This window comes from Paenibacillus sp. JJ1683 (assembly GCF_053006485.1).
In genome coordinates this window covers 841,971-858,448 of record NZ_CM129820.1, presented here as the reverse complement: position 1 = coordinate 858,448, position 16,478 = coordinate 841,971, and the positions used below count along the sequence as shown (strand labels likewise).

Annotated in this window: 13 protein-coding genes and 1 pseudogene; 3 read left to right on the top strand and 11 right to left on the bottom strand. The window is 46.1% G+C overall.

The window, feature by feature from the left end:
- Positions 1 to 5: 5 nt before the first annotated feature.
- Entirely contained in the window at positions 6 to 647 is a 642-nt protein-coding gene (locus ACUC6J_RS03855; RefSeq protein WP_447249782.1) for a TetR/AcrR family transcriptional regulator, read from the top strand.
- A 396-nt stretch (positions 648 to 1,043) separates the two neighbouring features.
- Here ACUC6J_RS03855 and ACUC6J_RS03850 read toward each other — a convergent pair.
- The 4 genes and pseudogenes from ACUC6J_RS03850 to acpS all read right to left on the bottom strand — a co-directional run.
- Positions 1,044 to 1,241 (bottom strand): annotated as a pseudogene (locus ACUC6J_RS03850) (FAD-dependent oxidoreductase); the annotation flags it as partial.
- Between the two features lie 56 nt (positions 1,242 to 1,297).
- Positions 1,298 to 2,185: an NAD-dependent epimerase/dehydratase family protein gene (locus tag ACUC6J_RS03845; protein ID WP_025364012.1), complete on the bottom strand. Its 888-nt coding sequence runs from the start codon at positions 2,183 to 2,185 to the stop codon at positions 1,298 to 1,300.
- 830 nt (positions 2,186 to 3,015) lie between these two features.
- Positions 3,016 to 4,248 carry an A/G-specific adenine glycosylase gene (gene mutY, locus ACUC6J_RS03840; protein WP_447249781.1) on the bottom strand — a complete coding sequence of 411 codons (1,233 nt, stop codon included), beginning with the start codon at positions 4,246 to 4,248 and terminating at the stop codon, positions 3,016 to 3,018.
- A 4-nt stretch (positions 4,249 to 4,252) separates the two neighbouring features.
- The gene (gene acpS, locus ACUC6J_RS03835; protein ID WP_016819345.1) at positions 4,253 to 4,657 is read right to left on the bottom strand and encodes a holo-ACP synthase; all 405 of its coding nucleotides are present in this window, start codon (positions 4,655 to 4,657) and stop codon (positions 4,253 to 4,255) included.
- A 182-nt stretch (positions 4,658 to 4,839) separates the two neighbouring features.
- Here acpS and ACUC6J_RS03830 point away from each other — a divergent pair, with 182 nt between their 5' ends.
- Positions 4,840 to 5,667, top strand: a complete 828-nt coding sequence (locus ACUC6J_RS03830) for an alpha/beta hydrolase family protein (protein WP_016819346.1) — start codon at positions 4,840 to 4,842, stop codon at positions 5,665 to 5,667.
- Between the two features lie 91 nt (positions 5,668 to 5,758).
- Here ACUC6J_RS03830 and nadE read toward each other — a convergent pair whose 3' ends face one another.
- The 3 genes from nadE to ACUC6J_RS03815 form a co-directional block, all read right to left on the bottom strand.
- Positions 5,759 to 6,568, bottom strand: a complete 810-nt coding sequence (gene nadE, locus ACUC6J_RS03825; protein ID WP_017428444.1) for an ammonia-dependent NAD(+) synthetase — start codon at positions 6,566 to 6,568, stop codon at positions 5,759 to 5,761.
- A 102-nt stretch (positions 6,569 to 6,670) separates the two neighbouring features.
- Positions 6,671 to 7,105: a BrxA/BrxB family bacilliredoxin gene (locus ACUC6J_RS03820; RefSeq protein WP_016819348.1), complete on the bottom strand. Its 435-nt coding sequence runs from the start codon at positions 7,103 to 7,105 to the stop codon at positions 6,671 to 6,673.
- A 142-nt stretch (positions 7,106 to 7,247) separates the two neighbouring features.
- Positions 7,248 to 8,987, bottom strand: a complete 1,740-nt coding sequence (locus ACUC6J_RS03815) for a two-component system sensor histidine kinase NtrB (protein ID WP_447249780.1) — start codon at positions 8,985 to 8,987, stop codon at positions 7,248 to 7,250.
- Positions 8,988 to 9,281: 294 nt separating this feature from the next.
- Between ACUC6J_RS03815 and ACUC6J_RS03810 the strand changes: the two genes are divergently transcribed.
- On the top strand, positions 9,282 to 10,547 hold the full coding sequence (locus tag ACUC6J_RS03810) for a BaiN/RdsA family NAD(P)/FAD-dependent oxidoreductase (RefSeq protein ID WP_025364008.1): 1,266 nt from the start codon (positions 9,282 to 9,284) through the stop codon (positions 10,545 to 10,547).
- A 223-nt stretch (positions 10,548 to 10,770) separates the two neighbouring features.
- Here ACUC6J_RS03810 and ACUC6J_RS03805 read toward each other — a convergent pair whose 3' ends face one another.
- From ACUC6J_RS03805 to ACUC6J_RS03790, 4 genes are all read right to left on the bottom strand, one after another.
- Complete coding sequence (locus ACUC6J_RS03805) at positions 10,771 to 12,441, bottom strand: ribonuclease J (protein WP_016819351.1); 1,671 nt, start codon at positions 12,439 to 12,441, stop codon at positions 10,771 to 10,773.
- Positions 12,442 to 12,612: 171 nt separating this feature from the next.
- Positions 12,613 to 14,043, bottom strand: a complete 1,431-nt coding sequence (locus tag ACUC6J_RS03800) for a YfcC family protein (protein WP_017428446.1) — start codon at positions 14,041 to 14,043, stop codon at positions 12,613 to 12,615.
- Between the two features lie 2 nt (positions 14,044 to 14,045).
- The gene (locus ACUC6J_RS03795; protein WP_123796786.1) at positions 14,046 to 15,629 is read right to left on the bottom strand and encodes an amidohydrolase; all 1,584 of its coding nucleotides are present in this window, start codon (positions 15,627 to 15,629) and stop codon (positions 14,046 to 14,048) included.
- Between the two features lie 134 nt (positions 15,630 to 15,763).
- The gene (locus tag ACUC6J_RS03790; RefSeq protein WP_263559884.1) at positions 15,764 to 16,444 is read right to left on the bottom strand and encodes a GntR family transcriptional regulator; all 681 of its coding nucleotides are present in this window, start codon (positions 16,442 to 16,444) and stop codon (positions 15,764 to 15,766) included.
- Between the last annotated feature and the right edge of the window lie 34 nt (positions 16,445 to 16,478).

Sequence of the window (16,478 nt, the reverse complement as noted above, 5' to 3'; positions counted from 1 at the left end):
CAATCGTGAGAAAACCCGTGAGCGCAGATCAATATCTAAATAAAATCAAACCTGTAATTAGAAGAACCAGATTCAGCCAACTGAAAATTGAAGATATCGCAAAACATATGGATATTAGTAAAGTGACGCTTTACAAGCACTTTTCATCCAAAGATGAAATCATTGAACAGGTTGTAGAGTATGGAATTCAGTATTTGCAGCAGGCTGACACCGTTGTATATGATGATTCCGTTTCATATATTGATCGATTTCAAAAAACGTTTCTGGAATCGTTAATAGGTGTTATTTATTTATCCGATTTGTTCCTGCAAGACCTCAAGGAGTTTTATCCACGACTTTTTGAAAAAATTTCCGTTGCTCAACAAAATAGAATAAAAAATTTACAATCATTTTTTCAATCCGGTATGGATAAGAAGATTTTTAACAGAATGCACGCTGCGCTGTCCTTAGTTCAAGATGATGCGACGCTTCGGCGCATTATGGAACCGACCTTTAGTATTCAATGGTATGATCTGACCTTGAAACAAGCCCTTATGGAGTTTTATAGAATGAAACAGTATCAAGTGATTAGTCCAGAATATCTGGATACTGTTGACGATTCAGTTATCGAAAAAGAAATCATTCGCATTTTACAAACCATTTCGTAAACGCGTTCGTTTCCTACGACTTGTTCTCATGATGCTATCGTCCCGTTATCGGAGTAATCGTTGTAAAATTTGTAGCTTATAACGCTAAAAGGCCATCCGGGTAGATGACCATTAAACTTAGCGGTTAGAGATAGCGCGGTGAACCGTATCACTGTAAATCATTATGCTAACGTAGAAACGATAATTGAATAAACGACGAGAATGAAGCTGCCTGTGTTGACCGGCAACTTCATTACATTAACGGGCAGGTCAGCTTAATGGCAAATCGTCAGTTGTACGCAAAAAATAAAGTTTTAGTCCGAGCTGCTATTGCTACACAGTGCCAATATTGCTTCTAAATCCAATTTGTTTACTTTCATATCGAAATGGCTCGCGTTAGAAAGAATGTAATCATTAAGGGTACTTCAATATCTGTTCCCTTGCAATCCGCCGGGCGTAATCCCAACACGTGTCAAGAAGCCATGAGACTCTTTTGTCACATGATTTCTTGGCATCTCCTTATCGATTACCAGTACCCGTCTGCGTGAACGAGCCAGCACCAAGGCAAGCGTTCAGTCCAGCAGGGCCACCGCCAACAATCGCAAGATCATATATTTCGGCCTCAGTCTCCGGTCATCTTCCTTCTACCTCCCTGATCAATATCACAATCTTCAAAAGCTATTGGCAAGCCAAGTTTGCACGGATTCGGCTTCAGGCTTCCAGCCAAGCAAGTTTCGAGTATGCACAGAGCGAATTCGGCAATTCGTCGCAAGTGTATATTGAGCCAGAAGGCCAAATTCACCAACCGCTTCTTCCAGAGACCAGCTCATCGTGCGTCCCTCATATCCAAGCGCCTCACTTACGTAACGGCTTAGATCACGGAACGATTCCTCGCCATTTTCTGCGAAAAAGTAAGAGGAGGATGGCGCTTTGTCTAGTGCAAGAAGATACAATTGGGCCAAGTCACGAATATGGACGTTCGACCATCTGTTCAGACCTTTGCCAATGTAGACTCCGGCCTTCATTTCTTTCGATTTCTGTACAATCATTGGAAGCTGAATGCTGTCTCTTGGAAGTCCGAGAGACGTTCCATACACCATGGAAGGTACGATGACAATGCCTCGTACTCCTTGATCGACCCCTGCTTTACGCACCAGCTCATTGACTCGAATCGATTCCAAGTCCCTTGTTACAGGTGTTTCTTCGTTATAGATTTGCTCGCTCTGGAATTCGCCCTTGGCATCATCCCCAACGTTGCCTGAACCGGATGTGTGAATCAACGGCTTTCCTGTACCGCGCAAAGCGCTAATAAACGTCTCAATAGCCTTGCGGTGAGCAACGTCAGCTGTATGAATCACTCCATCGCTCCGTTTTGCGTAATCAGCCAGTATTTCCGTATCTCCAAGTGTGCCCACGACAGGCTCCACTCCAAGCTCTTTCAGCTCGTTTATTTTGCTGGTGCTCCGGGTCAGACCATAGATAGAATGCCCTGCATCGAGCAATACTTTAGCCACAGAACTTCCGATATATCCGGTAACGCCTGTCATAAATATTTTCATCGTTTGTCATCTCCCTAATCTAAGTTCTTTTAAGTGATACGATCTGTCACTGTGTCCTATACTCAAATTAATAATAAGATATTATAGATACTCAATGTCTGTAATTGAGCAAAAAAAAGGTGCGTGATTCAGCTTGCATTCATACAAAGAACCAGCTCCTTTGATCGCATGGACACGAAGTGCATAGTCGAGTTAAGAATAATTCATTTGCGCTCCGATTATCGACTCATCGAGTCCATAATGACTTAGCTCATTTTAGAGCTACGGATCACGTATGTCAAGTACCTGGCTCGCCTAAAAACATAAACCATTGTCATCTTAAACTTGTTGCTCTTAGCATCCCGTAGAGACGGGTTGCATAGCAACGTATTCCACATGCTATAACTGCTAAGCGTACCAGAAGACTGAAAATATCTGGTCATAGACTCTGTCGAAATCAACTGGCAGTGGTTAAATAATTGAAAATTTTAAAAACAATTATTCAAAGATATTTGCAATTTCTTTGTTAGCTTTATGTCTTTCTCGTGTCAAATGTTTTTTAACAACGAGCATCGTTCGTCCCGCAATTCTCTCAGCTCGGCCGATGAAGCTATCAACATTAGGATATCTTCTGCATATTATTTCAATAAATTTCTACTTTGGTTTCTTTTTGAAAAATGAAGTAATTGCTGATCTCCCAGCAGTAAAGGATATTGGACTAACGGGAAACGTTAGTTTAATGGAAACAGCGACAGTCTAGGACTTTATTTTCTCGTCCTTAGTTGTCGCTGTTTCCATTTTCTAGGATAAGTCTAATACTTTATCTTTTGCCGACAGTTATTTTATTAACATCAGTTCTCTTTTTGCTTCGCATAATATTCGGTGATCAGATCAAGGAACACCTTGGGAAACGCCAAGGTGGACATATCCGCCTCGCTGATCCAGCGGTACCCCGCTGGCAAGGTGCTACTCGCCTGATCCGCCTGCTCAGCGAGCGCAATCAACGCACCTGGCTTCGCCGCGGTGCTGTAGCTGGCCCGCTGCTCGGCAGCCAGCAGCTGTTCGCCCGCCTTCCCGGCAGGGGCGGCGACCTCTTCACACTGGAACACACGCAGGTTCCAGTGAATGTGGCTGAACGTGTGCTCCGCCTCACGTACAAACCGCACCGGGCGCGCATGCACGCCCTCTGCCAACAAATGAGCCGCCAGGTGATCCATGGCTGGCTCATCGGGCACCGGGCCGTTGTAATCCTCTGGCCCGGCAAGCTCATGCGGCAGCTCCCACATGCGGGCCAACAGGCCCTTGGCCGGGCGTTGGCGCACAAGCAATCGGCCTGCGTTGGTGCCGCTACCCTCGATGAGGGCGACGGAACGCGGCTCCAGGCGCGGCGGCTTCGCTTTTGTTTTGACTGGCAGCGTCTCCTCGCGGCCTGCCAGCCTGCCCGAGCAATGCTCCATGACCGGACAGGTCAGGCAATGGGGCGACTTTGGCGTGCAGACTAGCGCTCCCAGTTCCATCAGCGCCTGATTAAAATCAGAGGCTCTCCCTTCGGGGATCAGCTCCCTGACCAGACTTTCCATATGCGACCGCGTGCTACCCTTCATAATATCCTCTTCAATGAGGAAATAACGTGACAGCACACGCATCACATTCCCGTCTACAGCAGGCTCTGGTCGATTAAAGGCAATGCTCATAATGGCCCCCGTCGTATATGGACCTACACCTTTCAGTGCCGCAACAGCCTGCGTATCATCCGGCACCTGCCCACCGTGAAGCTCAACTACCTGTTTCGCTGCCGTTTGCAAATTCCGGGCCCGTGAATAATACCCCAGCCCTTCCCATAGCTTGAGCACATCCTCCTCGGGCGCTTCCGCCAGCGCTTCAATCGTCGGAAAACGTGAAATAAAGCGATTGAAATACGGAATGACCGTATCGACACGTGTCTGTTGAAGCATAATTTCCGAAATCCAGATATAAAAAGGATTGCGATGGCGGCGCCACGGCAAGTCGCGTTTGTTACGTGTATACCAATTCAACAGTTCAAAGCTAAAATAACGCTTTTGTTCCAATGTATTTGTAGTCATCCCATCACGTCTCCTTATATTCGACAATCACAAAAGCAGAGGCAATGTTAGGCTGATGTGTAATACTCAAGTGAATGCTGTAATTCGAGTCACCCGTATTCGGCAATCTCAGTCGATCCCACGCAGACGAAGACAAATAAACTACGGGCTTCCCCCCAGGTTCAGGTAGAATATCCATATCACTGAACCCGATGATTTGTCCAATTCCACAGCCGAAGGCTTTCGTTACCGCTTCCTTGGCGGCAAAGCGCCCTGCTACGAACTCCGCTAGCCTTCCCTTACGTTCCACTGCAAGCTCGCGTTCTGCCGGGGTCAGCACCCGATTCAAAAATGCATCTGCATATTTACCTGCCAAAATATGAGCCATACGGCTTATTTCCAGCACATCATGTCCAATTCCGTAGATCATTTGGGTATTCCCCGCCCTTTTTTTACTTTACTGGATCTATTGTAACAGTGCGTCCACACCCTGGCGAGTCGCAAAGGCGTAAAAGCGTCACCAAAATATGTTAAAATGAGAGAGGCAATCAGTGAATGCTTGAAATTCGCGGATATGCCGGTTTAAAAACTCCCGTAGAAAGGAAGGATAGGATGTCAGAAACGATTGTGGTTGAAGCAGGTACCGATGCAGGAACAGATGCGGTGATCCGTGCCTCCTGGTTTCCCGCTAAAAATACGGCCAAAAGCCTGCTCATCATCGCTCATGGCTACAAAGGATTTAAGGATTGGGGTATGTTCCCCTTTATAGCAGAAGCATTGAGTATGGATAACCATGTGGTAACCTTCAACTTTTCACATAATGGCATAGGTGAGGATCTGGAGAATTTTACCGAGCTGGAAAAGTTCGCACGCAACACCTATAGCCGCGAACAAGAGGATTTGGTACTATTGCTGTCCAATCTGAGAGCACGCCATGAATTCAGAGAATTGCCGTTGTTTCTGTTAGGACATAGCCGAGGTGCGGGAAGCTGCTTTGTATATGCTCTAGATCATCCCGGCGAGATTGCTGGCGTCATTTCATGGAATGGCGTAACGGATCTTGATCTGTTTACTTTACCGCAAAAAGAAGAAATGCGTGCCAAGGGACGCAGCTATGTGCAAAACGCCAGAACTGGGCAACAGCTTCCGCTGGATGCTGTCATTCTGGACGACCTGGAGCACAATCGCGAGCGTTTTGCCATTGTAGACAGACTTGCCAACAGCCAGCTCCCAGTTGTGCTTATCCAGGGAACCGAAGACTCCAAACGTCTACGGGAAGGCTCTGCCCAGCTCACCTCCGTTCGTCCCGATATCGAGTGGGTACAAATTCAAGGCGGCAATCATACTTTTAATACGGTTCACCCATTCCAGGGAGGCAGTCTTCAACTGGATCAGGCGATTACCGAAACCCGCCGCTTCATTGACTGGATCACCAATTAGGCAATAGCCCTCTCAATACAAACGGCGATCCGCCGGGCGGATCGCCGCATTTATTTAGTTCAGCATTTTACAATTCCAAAATGATTCATGCTTACACTCCTGGAATGCTTGTCCGCTTATGTGCTGTACGTGTAAAATAGCTTTCCAGCTTTTCGCGGGCTGCGGGGTCAATTTCCTTGCCTTCCAGATAGTCGCTGTTTGCTTCGTAGGAGATTCCCAGTTCCTTTTCATCCGTCTGGCCTTCCCACAATCCTGCTGTAGGCGCTTTGTCCAAAATAGCCTGTGGAACTCCAAGATAGCTGGCTAACAAACGTACCTGACGTTTGTTGAGCGTACTGAGCGGTGTAATATCGACCGCACCATCGCCCCATTTGGTATAAAAGCCTGTAATGGCTTCTGAAGCATGATCTGTACCCACGACGAGCAGGTTCAGTTCATTCGCGAGTGCGTACTGAACCACCATACGTGTTCTTGCCTTTACATTCCCTCTCACTTGCGGAGTGATGGAACGTTCCAGACCCATATCCTTTAATGCATGCTCCACTTCCACGGCAACCTCATCCACGGCTTCCTTAATGTTCGTTTCCCCAGCATATTTCAAATTGAACGCTTTAGCCACTGCGTAGCTATGATCAATATCTTCCTGTTGACCATATGGCTGGAATACACCTAGCGTTTTGTATTCTTGCCCTTGCTCCTGCGTCAACTCATCTGTAGCCTGCTTGCACAAGGCGGCAGCTACGGCACTGTCAATCCCGCCACTAATGGCGATCAACAGCCCTGTGCTTCCTGTTTTTGTTACGTACGACTTGAGGAAATCCACACGCTTGCGGACCTCCGCCTCTACGTTGATCGTAGGCTGTACTCCCAATTCAGCAATAATCTGTTCCTGCAAACTCATCAGATAAGCACCTCTTTTTTAGGAATTTCCTTCACAAGCCAACACGCAAAAGCCCCGGCAAGTTTCGCAGGCGAAAAATGCGGGGGCATAGCTTGAGCAGTCTTACCGGCAAAAACGGTCAAATGCACCGGTCAAATCAGCAGCAATCTGATCTGCCGAACGATCTTCGATCTGATGACGCTCGATGAAGTGAACCAGTTCGCCGTCTTTCAGCAGCGCGATCGAAGGGGAAGATGGCGGATACGGTGCGAAAAATTCGCGAGCCTTCGCCGTTGCTTCCTTATCCTGTCCCGCAAAAACCGTATACAGATGATCCGGCGTAATATCATGCTTCAGCGCTTCAGCTATACCCGGGCGGCATTGGCCTGCGGCACAACCGCATACCGAGTTCACAACCACCAGCACTGTACCTTTAGCATCAGGCAGCTTGGCCTCCACATCTTCAGAAGTACGCAATTCCTGAATCCCAAGATTCGTCAGTTCATCGCGCATAGGCTGAACTGAATCTCTCATATATTGATCGAAAGACATAGACATATTCTTTCACTCCTTTTCATTAAATCATGTATACTACGTTTCTAATTTCATCCTGTGCCGTAGTAAAGGCATGGACATCTAAAGCCCATTATACAATCTTTTTCACGTAATTTGCAAAAAATCCGGTTACATCTTTGCACAATTATTTCTGTATCGAATTTATGACAGGAGGCTCAGAATGCTCCCGATAAGTCGGAATGGTTCTGCGCAGACGGACTTTAAACTGTGTGCCCATTCCCTCCACCGAATCTACGGCAATCGTACCGTGATGACGCTCCACTATACTTTGACATAAGGCCAGACCCAAACCTGTACCTTTCGTTTTGGTTGTGTAAAAAGGCTGGAACAGCTTTTCAAGCTGTTTTGGCGGAATTCCCGGACCGGTATCCCTCACTTCCAGTTCGACAAAATCCCCTTCCTCATGAGTAGAAATGGTCAGCACGCCCTTTTCCCCCATAGCTTCCATCGCATTACGCGATAAATTAAGCAGCAATTGCTTGATCTCCTTAGGGTTCAGATGCAGCATTGTTACATGATCCTCCAGCTTTAACTCGATCGTCTGTCCCCTCAGGTTGGCATCTGCCCACAATAGAGGTGTTAGTTCACGAATGATGTCATGCAGATGACACTGCTCCTTCTCGACAATCCGATTCTGGGCCAGGGAAAGAAAATCATTAATAATCCCATTCGCCCGATCCAGCTCCTCCATTACGATGCGGTAGTAATGGCCTAGAGAATCAGGGCTTTTCTCGCGCATAAGCTGTAAAAACCCGCGCACAACCGCCATCGGATTACGTATTTCATGAGTAATGCCCGCGGCCATCTGCCCGACCAGACTGAGCCTCTCAAAATTGCCCAGCTCACTGCGGAGCGTCTCCAGCTCTGTAATGTCCTGCAAGGCGATAATGACGCCTGTGGTTTGATTCATATGTTTATCCCGAAAAGGGAGGAAACTTGAAAAGAATACTTTGGGAGATACATTTATAAAATCAGCGCCTGCTTCTCCTTCCAATGCTTTCGCAACTCGTTCGTTAACTACAGGTGAAGCGCTAAAACCGTACAACGAGTTTAAGGGACGGCCTACGACCTCAGGCAGCGTAATAAAGGGATCGAAGTCCCGGTAGAGCTCCAACATCGTTTTGTTCATATGTATAACTCGTTCTTCGCTGTCCAAAGTAACAAGAGATAACGGCATCAAATCCATGACTTGACGCAGCTTATCCACTTCGATTAAATATTTGCTCGTAAACTCAGTTACATCTCGCCGCAGCGTCAGTTTCTCAAAAGAATTATGCATCAGACTTACGACCGCAAAACTTGCCAACACACCTACAGCAACATTCCAAAACGTTGTAAGCAGATCAGGAATGTATACTGAAATGTTCTGTTTGCCCCACAATAGCGGTAATAAAGCCTTAAGCAGCATATCAGCCACAACATATGTGAAAATTACGAGCTTTTTGTCCAACAATGTTCCTCTTTGAAAAAACTTGACATGCAGTAGCATAAAAGGAAAAAGGATAAAAGCAGTGCCCACATACATTGGGGACATTTCTATCGACTGCGCTATAATTAGGACACCCGTCAATGCAGAAGCAGCAAGTACAAAGGAAGTGCGACGTGTACCGTACATGACGCCCACAGTAAGGGGAATAATACCGAGATTGGAAGGTAGGCCATATGGAGGCTGGTATTGAAAGAGCGAACATAGCAATATGGCTGGCAAGCAACACAAATAAAGTATTCCTTGATGAGGTCCGGGAAGCAGATGGCCTGCCCAAACCTTTTTCTTGTCTCCATAATCCGTTAATATAGAGAAAAAAACCGCCGATATAACGGCAAGGAGAACTTGGAGCACACTTTCCTTTAACGCAATTAACAAGGACTTCTCCCCCTCATCATCTTTCCTTGACGCCGTTAGTTGAATTAAAGCACAGGCTACAATATATTACAATATATGTGTTAAAATCCCGGTGTAGAACGACAAATTCTGCTAAATACCGGATATATATAAGAGGATCGTTTTTACGGTTTTTTACTTACTCCTATAAAATAGAAGATATACACAGCTACTGTGCTCAGAGTCTATCTAAAGAGACGGGATTACGATATGATGGAAAATTTGTTACGCGATTCTGAATTTTTTGAAAATTTGTCGACGAAAAGGAAGAGGCTTATGACTTACGACGTAATTGTGATCGGAGGCGGCTCAGCCGGCTTAATGGCCGCGGCGGCTGCTAGTGGCGAGGGCGCCAAGGTGCTTTTAGTGGAAAAGGGAAATAAACTCGGACGAAAGCTGGGGATCTCCGGCGGAGGTCGCTGCAATGTCACGAATGCAAAAGAGCTGGATGAACTCATTCGCCACATTCCCGGCAATGGCCGTTTTCTGCACAGTGCCCTGGCTGCTTTCGGCAATCGGGATATCATCGCCTTCTTTGAACAACTAGGTATAGCCTTAAAGGAAGAAGACAACGGGCGCATGTTCCCAGTGACGGACAAAGCCAAAACGGTCGTCGACGCTTTGATTAATAAGGTACGCTCTCAAGGAGTCGAAATTCGGACAAGCTGTCCTGTTCAAGAAGTGATTTACAAAGAAGGTCATACGGCTGGCGTGCGGCTGCGTTCCGGTGAAATGCTGCGTAGCCGTAACGTCATAGTCGCTGTCGGTGGCAAGTCCGTCCCTCATACAGGTTCGGAAGGTGACGGCTATGCATGGGCAGAGCAAGCAGGGCATACCATTACGGAACTATATCCAACAGAGGTCCCGCTAACGTCAGGCGAGACATTCATCCAGACAAAAGAGCTTCAGGGACTCTCCTTACGAAACATCAGCCTGACCGTATGGAATGCGAAACAAAAGAAGGTTGTCGTTCATGAAGGAGATATGATTTTCACACATTTTGGTTTGTCTGGTCCAACTGCTTTGCGTTGCAGTCAGTTTGTCGTCAAGGGAATGAAAAAGGATAAGGTAAACACGGTGTTATTAACTCTCGATTTACAGCCTCATAAACATGCTGATGAAGTCTACCGTGAGACGCTGGAACTGGCATCGGTCGATGCAAAAAAGGCGATCAAAAACGTACTTAAGTCTTATTTACCGGAACGCATGATTCCGTTACTGCTTCAGCAAGCTGAACTGCGTGAAGATTTGACCTATGATCATATTCCCAAGCAGCAATGGCAAGAACTCGCCCAGCGAATCAAGGCGTTTCCCATTCGTGTGAATGGTACGCTCTCGCTGAAAGAAGCATTTGTTACCGGGGGCGGTGTGAACTTGAAGGAAATTAATCCGAAAACAATGGAATCCAAGCTGATGCCTGGATTGTTTTTCTGCGGTGAGATTCTGGATATTCACGGCTACACTGGAGGCTATAATATTACGGCTGCGTTTACGACAGGGCATACAGCAGGGACGCAAGCGGCTTTAAACGAGATGCTGTAGGAGTGGGAGGCACTAGCGTAGGCATTGATCTTATGATCGCTGGCCCTTCTCAAGATTCAAATCCTCCGCTGCGCTGCATACCACCACTGCATCCTCGTTTTTTAGGGGAGATAGGAAAAGGAAATTAAAAAGACTTAAATCAGTTGTATCACTGGTTTAAGTCTTTTTTTGATTAATCGCGTAAAGAATACGCTCTATCTTGTTTTGACGTTTACCGCTATGCCTATACCTCAATAATGATAGGTAAAATCATAGGTCTTCTTTTAGTCTGGCTGTAAATAAACTGACCCACATTATCTTTTAACATCTGCTTAATCAGGCCCCACTGACTCATTTCGATTTCTGTTAACTCGTTCACTGTGGTCATAATCGTGTCGCGAATCTGATTCATCAATTCTTCGGAATCCTTAACATATACAAAGCCTCTGGATATAACCTCTGGCGCAGCGAGCATTTGCTTCTCGTTTTTGCTCAGAGTCATCACAATAATCAGCATTCCGTCTGAGGAAAGTTTTTTACGGTCCCGCAGTACAATATTACCTACATCACCAGTTACCAGCCCGTCTACCAGGCTATTGCCGGATGGTACTTTGGGACCCAAGGATGCCCTTCCCTCTGCGATTTGAATCGTCTCACCGTTTTGGACGATAAATACGTTCTCCATCGGAATCCCTACTGACTCTGCTAGCTGACGATGCTGATGCAGCATTCTGAATTCACCATGTATAGGAATCAAATACTGGGGTTTCATTAGGGTCATCATTAATTTTAACTCTTCTTGGCTGCCATGACCGGATACGTGCATCCCCGTGGCGCTGCCCGATCCATAAATCACGTTGGCGCCCAGTACGTACAGGTTATCGATGACTTGGGAAAGATTTCGTTCATTCCCGGGTATAGCTCCTGCAGCGATGATCACAGTATCACCAGGCAAAATTTCGATTTTGGGATGCAGAGAATTGGCAAGTCGGGACAGTGCAGCCATCGGTTCCCCCTGACTTCCTGTACATAATACTGCAATTTCTTCTGCAGGATACCGCTCCGTTTCTCCAGCCTCAATCAACAAGTCCTCCGGCATGTGCAAGAATCCCAGCTCCTTAGCCACGGACACCACATTGATCATACTGCGTCCCAGTAAAACAAGTTTTCTGCCTGTCTCCACAGCCGCATCAATGACCTGTTGGACACGGTTAACATTGGAAGCAAATGTAGAAATGAAAACTTGCTGTTTGGCTCTGGCGAAAGCGTCCAAAATATGCCCGCCAACCAAACGCTCCGAAGGAGTAAAGCCTGGTCTTTCGGCATTTGTACTTTCGGAAAGAAGCACTTTAACTCCTTGTTTTCCAATCTCAGCCATGCGATGAAGGTCAGGGAAAGGTCCGCTGACAGGAGACATGTCGAATTTAAAATCCCCGGTATGAACCACATTTCCTTCTGGTGTCTTGAAAAAGACGCCCAAGCAATCAGGGATGCTGTGTACAGTGGTGAAAAAGGATGCCTGAATCGAACCCGCCTGAATCGTTGAATCCGCATCTATAAGATGAAGCTCAGCATCACGTAAAAGGTTATGTTCCTTTAGCTTAATTTTAATCAATTCGATAGTGAGTTTTGTGCCATATACGGGGATATTAATCTGCTTCAGTAAATAAGGAATGCCCCCGATGTGATCCTCATGGCCATGCGTTACAATGAGCGCTCTGACTTTATCCTGATTCTCCTGTAGATAGGTGACATCTGGTACAATGAGGTCAATACCAGGCAAATTTTCATTAGGAAACTTGGAACCACAATCAATGACGACAATATCCTGATCATATTGGATAAGGTACATATTTTTACCAATCTCATTAACACCGCCTAAAGCAGCAATGAGTAATCTGTTATCAGCAAGCATCAAGTTTATTTCCTCCTTAGGAAAATGCTATCCATATTATTTATTTTCCACGTAAACTTATACACCCTATTGGGAAAGAAATGAGTAGCCTTCCTACATAAGAGAGGACTTGTTTCACCAACACAAAAAGAAACCCTTGTCTCTAACAGACAGGGGCCCTCACTTGATTGATTAGATACCCACCGCAGCCGATATAGCAGCAAAAATAGCAGCAATCAGCCATAGGATCGGGAATAGTTTGAAGATTACCTTCAGCCACTGTCCAAAGCTGATCCGGGCAATGGCCAATCCTGCCAGCAACACTCCGCCTGTGGGTGAAATGAGATTGGTTAACCCGTTACCAAATTGGTACGCTGTGACTACAGCTTCACGATTGATGCCTACAAGATCGCCAAGCGGTGCAAGTACAGGCATGGTTAGTGCAGCTTCCCCTGAAGAAGAGGGAACGAGGAAAGTAATGATATTATGCGCAAGCAGCATAATAGTCGTGAATAAATAACTTGGCAATCCTTCCAGGACGCTTGCAAGTGCATTCAATACGGTATCTATAATCATCCCCTGTTCTGCGATAATCAGAATTCCGCGGGCGAGGCCTATGATCACCGCGGCGTAGATAAATTCACCGCATCCTTTTACAAAATTCTCAGCTATTTCCTTCTGACTCATTTTGGTGACAACCCCAACAAAAATACCAAGGGCAAAGAAAAGGGCGCCGATCTCCGTCATATACCAGCCTTTGACCAAAATCCCCCAAACAATTGCTCCAAGCGTTACAATAAATCCACCTATAATTAATTTGTCCCGAAATGTGAAGACGACGTCCTCATCTGTGCTTTCCTTTATAAATTGCTCGCGGTTTATAATATCACTCTGAAACACGATGGATTTCTCTGGATTTCGCTTAACCCGGTGCGCATACCACATCGTAAAAGCAATAGAAATCGCCGTAAATACAAGCCATTCGATAAATCTCAGCCAGAGCTGAGGATTCCCCTCCACTCCTGCGATTCCCTGGGCAATCAACACCGAAAATGGATTGACCGTCGAACCAACATAGCCAATTTGCGTTCCCAGAAATAAAATAAGAATCGCTGTCATAGAGTCAAAACCCAAGGCAAACATTAACGGAATGAAAATCGCATAAAGTGGGATAATTTCTTCACTCATCCCAAAAGTAGAACCTCCGAGACTGAAGATCACCATAGCAATGGGAATAAGCAAAATCCCCTTATTCTTTAGCCGCCTGGCAAGAGCTGTCAGCGCACGATCAATGGCGCCTGTCTGCAGAATAATACCGAAGGAGCCACCTACGATAAGAACAAAAGAGACGACATCGGCGGCATTGATAATCCCCTCAATCGGAGCGCTAAGGATCTGAGGGATGCCCTGTCTCAAATCACCGTTCTCCCCCGTTTTGGGTACAGAGTGATAGGTTCCTGAAACGATTGCCGTTTTGGTCACACCGTTCACTGTCACTTCATGACGCTCAAATTGACCACTGGGTACAATCCATGTCAACGCGGCGACTGTAATAATAATCAAAAATATTAAGGTATAGCTATGGGGCAAGGATAATTTCCATTTCTTATTCGTGATGTTCATGTTTATCCCTCATTCCAAGAATGGTTATACGTAACCTTCCCTCCCATAATGGTCAATATCACTTGGGCATCCCTGATGTCATCAGCGGATGCATTAAGGAGGTCGCGGTCAAAAACGGCGATGTCAGCATATTTTCCAGCCTCCAGCGTACCTGTCACCTCTTCCATATAACAATGTTTGGCTCCATTAATTGTCCATGCCTTTAAAACTTCGGATGGCGGCATTCCTTGGTCAGGATACCAGCCTCCAGCAGGCGAGCCATCCGGGAATAATCGGTGAGAGGCTGCATACAGCGAATCGGGGACACTGGTGATAAATAAAGGCAAATCAGTACCTATGGTGATCGGCACGTTAGCTTCCAGCATGGACTTATAATTATAAAAGCGGTTTTCATTCTGTTTGCCTGCCACTGCAGACATATAAGCCTCTTCGTAAGAAGGATTGAGCAGCAGAATCTGGGCATAGACCTCGGCAAAAATTTCGTTCTCTCCCATTCTGGTCAGATCATCTGGATGAGGATACTCCAGATCACTGATCGAATGTCTGATAAGGTGATTGCCCTGCTGCAAGCGGCATTTTTCAATCATGGATACGGCTTGGCGAATTGCTGCATCGCCTTCTGCCGTTAGGCAGCATTTGATCCCCTGGCTGTCCGCTTCCAGAACAGAGGCTTCAATCTTCTCATAATCAACTGTCCTCAAATTCGTGACCCCAGGCATATCTGCGTAAGGCTCCAACATGTCCCCTGTATGATCTGCTACAACGCCGTCAAGCATCAGCTTGTAACCTTGGAAACGAATAAGGTCTCCATTGTAAAGTGCTTTATATTTGATACCAATGTTTATATCAAACGGTTCAACAACTGGTTCCAGCGAGAAATGAAATCTGAGTGGCAATTCACCTTTTTCCTTCAACTCATCTAGAATGGGAAGCAGCTCACTATGTCGGTCAAAGCCGATATCTTTTATAGAAGTAACTCCTCGTGCAGCCAACATACGGCAAAATTCCATAAACTCTTGTTGGACAAGGCTACGGTCCTGCATCATAACTTGGAGCAGTAAAGCTCGTGCTTCGGCACTGCATTGATCCGGCGAAAACTGATATCTCTCCTCAGCCAATCGGTTCATCCAGCAGTAGCTTTTATTTCGGTTGATAGCGATGACCGCCCGATCGGGAAACAATCCATCCAGCAAGCTTGACTCAGGCAGCTTCCCCCATCTGTCCTCGTTCCAACCGTAAGCGGTTACATCTTTTCCTGGCGGAAGGTTGTTTGCCTCTTGTAGCAAGAGTTCCATTGCTTCTTCACTGGAGGCCGTATGCGCCAGATCCACGCCCCGATGCATTGACATGTATCCGGTAAAAAATACATGGTTGTCATGGATTCCCGGCATGATAAAGGCATCGCCCAGATTATAGACAACCGTTTCCGCACCTATCCAGGCTTGTGCCTCTTCCGGACGCCCCACCGCTGCAATACGTTCTCCTCGGACTGCAACAAACCCGGGCGAAGCTTCATTTTCCAATCCATTAAAAATAGCATGGGAGAGTAAAACTTTGTCTGCTAATGCATCTTTCTTCCCTTGCACAGTTTCACCACCTCACGATTGATTCACCTAACAATATGACGTAATATAACGTTATGTTAATGCTTCTGCTTCTCCCTATTGGATGGAAGCAGAAGCCACACTTACCTGAACCGCCTTGCATTACAGGCAACGGATTATATGGAGAATTGATAACGGTCTCCGATGATGTACTGCTTTCCTACATGAACCGGGCTTCCATGCTGGTCATAGATCATTGTATGCATGTAAAACAACGCCTGTCCGATCGCTGTCTCCAGCAGCTTGGCCTGATTTTCATCCGCCAAAGCAATTTGTAATATCGTCTCTCCCGGCTGGTTAGGATCAATGCTGTATTTTTGCCGCAGCAGCTCGTATACAGACCCCTCCAACTGCTCGTTCATTAGAAATGCAAAACGGTCATAAGGATAAAAATTGTTTTCCAGCATCAGGGGGCGATCATCCGCATATCTTTTACGCTGGATAAATAGCACCTTTTCTCCTGGCGATAACTGCAACTGATGTGCAATTTCCTCATCTGCATCTACGATTTCACGTTTTGTGACCACACTATGTGAAGAAAGACCATTGGACTTGCAAGCAGCCGTAAAGCTGATGACATGTTCAATCTTCCGTCCAATCTTGGGGATATTGACAAAGGTGCCTTTCCCCTGACGTTTGGTCAAATATCCTTCATGAACTAATTCGGCAATTGCTTTTCTTACGGTAATACGACTTACATTATACATCTCGCTTAACTCTGTTTCAGTCGGTATACGGCTTCCCTGCGTAAATGTTCCATTATGAATAGCGGTTTTGACCGCTTTTTGTAATTGCATATATAATGGCTCCGCTTGGTCTGAATTTAACATA

Coding starts and splice junctions, on each gene's coding strand:
- acpS (WP_016819345.1), bottom strand. CDS start 4,657: ATGATCTACGGAATTGGACATGATGTGCTGGAAATAAGCCGTATGGCT.
- nadE (WP_017428444.1), bottom strand. CDS start 6,568: ATGAGTTTGCAGGAACAGATTATTGCTGAATTGGGAGTACAGCCTACG.
- ACUC6J_RS03830 (WP_016819346.1), top strand. CDS start 4,840: ATGTCAGAAACGATTGTGGTTGAAGCAGGTACCGATGCAGGAACAGAT.
- ACUC6J_RS03810 (WP_025364008.1), top strand. CDS start 9,282: ATGACTTACGACGTAATTGTGATCGGAGGCGGCTCAGCCGGCTTAATG.
- ACUC6J_RS03790 (WP_263559884.1), bottom strand. CDS start 16,444: ATGCAATTACAAAAAGCGGTCAAAACCGCTATTCATAATGGAACATTT.
- ACUC6J_RS03800 (WP_017428446.1), bottom strand. CDS start 14,043: ATGAACATCACGAATAAGAAATGGAAATTATCCTTGCCCCATAGCTAT.
- ACUC6J_RS03845 (WP_025364012.1), bottom strand. CDS start 2,185: ATGAAAATATTTATGACAGGCGTTACCGGATATATCGGAAGTTCTGTG.
- ACUC6J_RS03820 (WP_016819348.1), bottom strand. CDS start 7,105: ATGTCTATGTCTTTCGATCAATATATGAGAGATTCAGTTCAGCCTATG.
- ACUC6J_RS03805 (WP_016819351.1), bottom strand. CDS start 12,441: ATGCTTGCTGATAACAGATTACTCATTGCTGCTTTAGGCGGTGTTAAT.
- mutY (WP_447249781.1), bottom strand. CDS start 4,248: ATGACTACAAATACATTGGAACAAAAGCGTTATTTTAGCTTTGAACTG.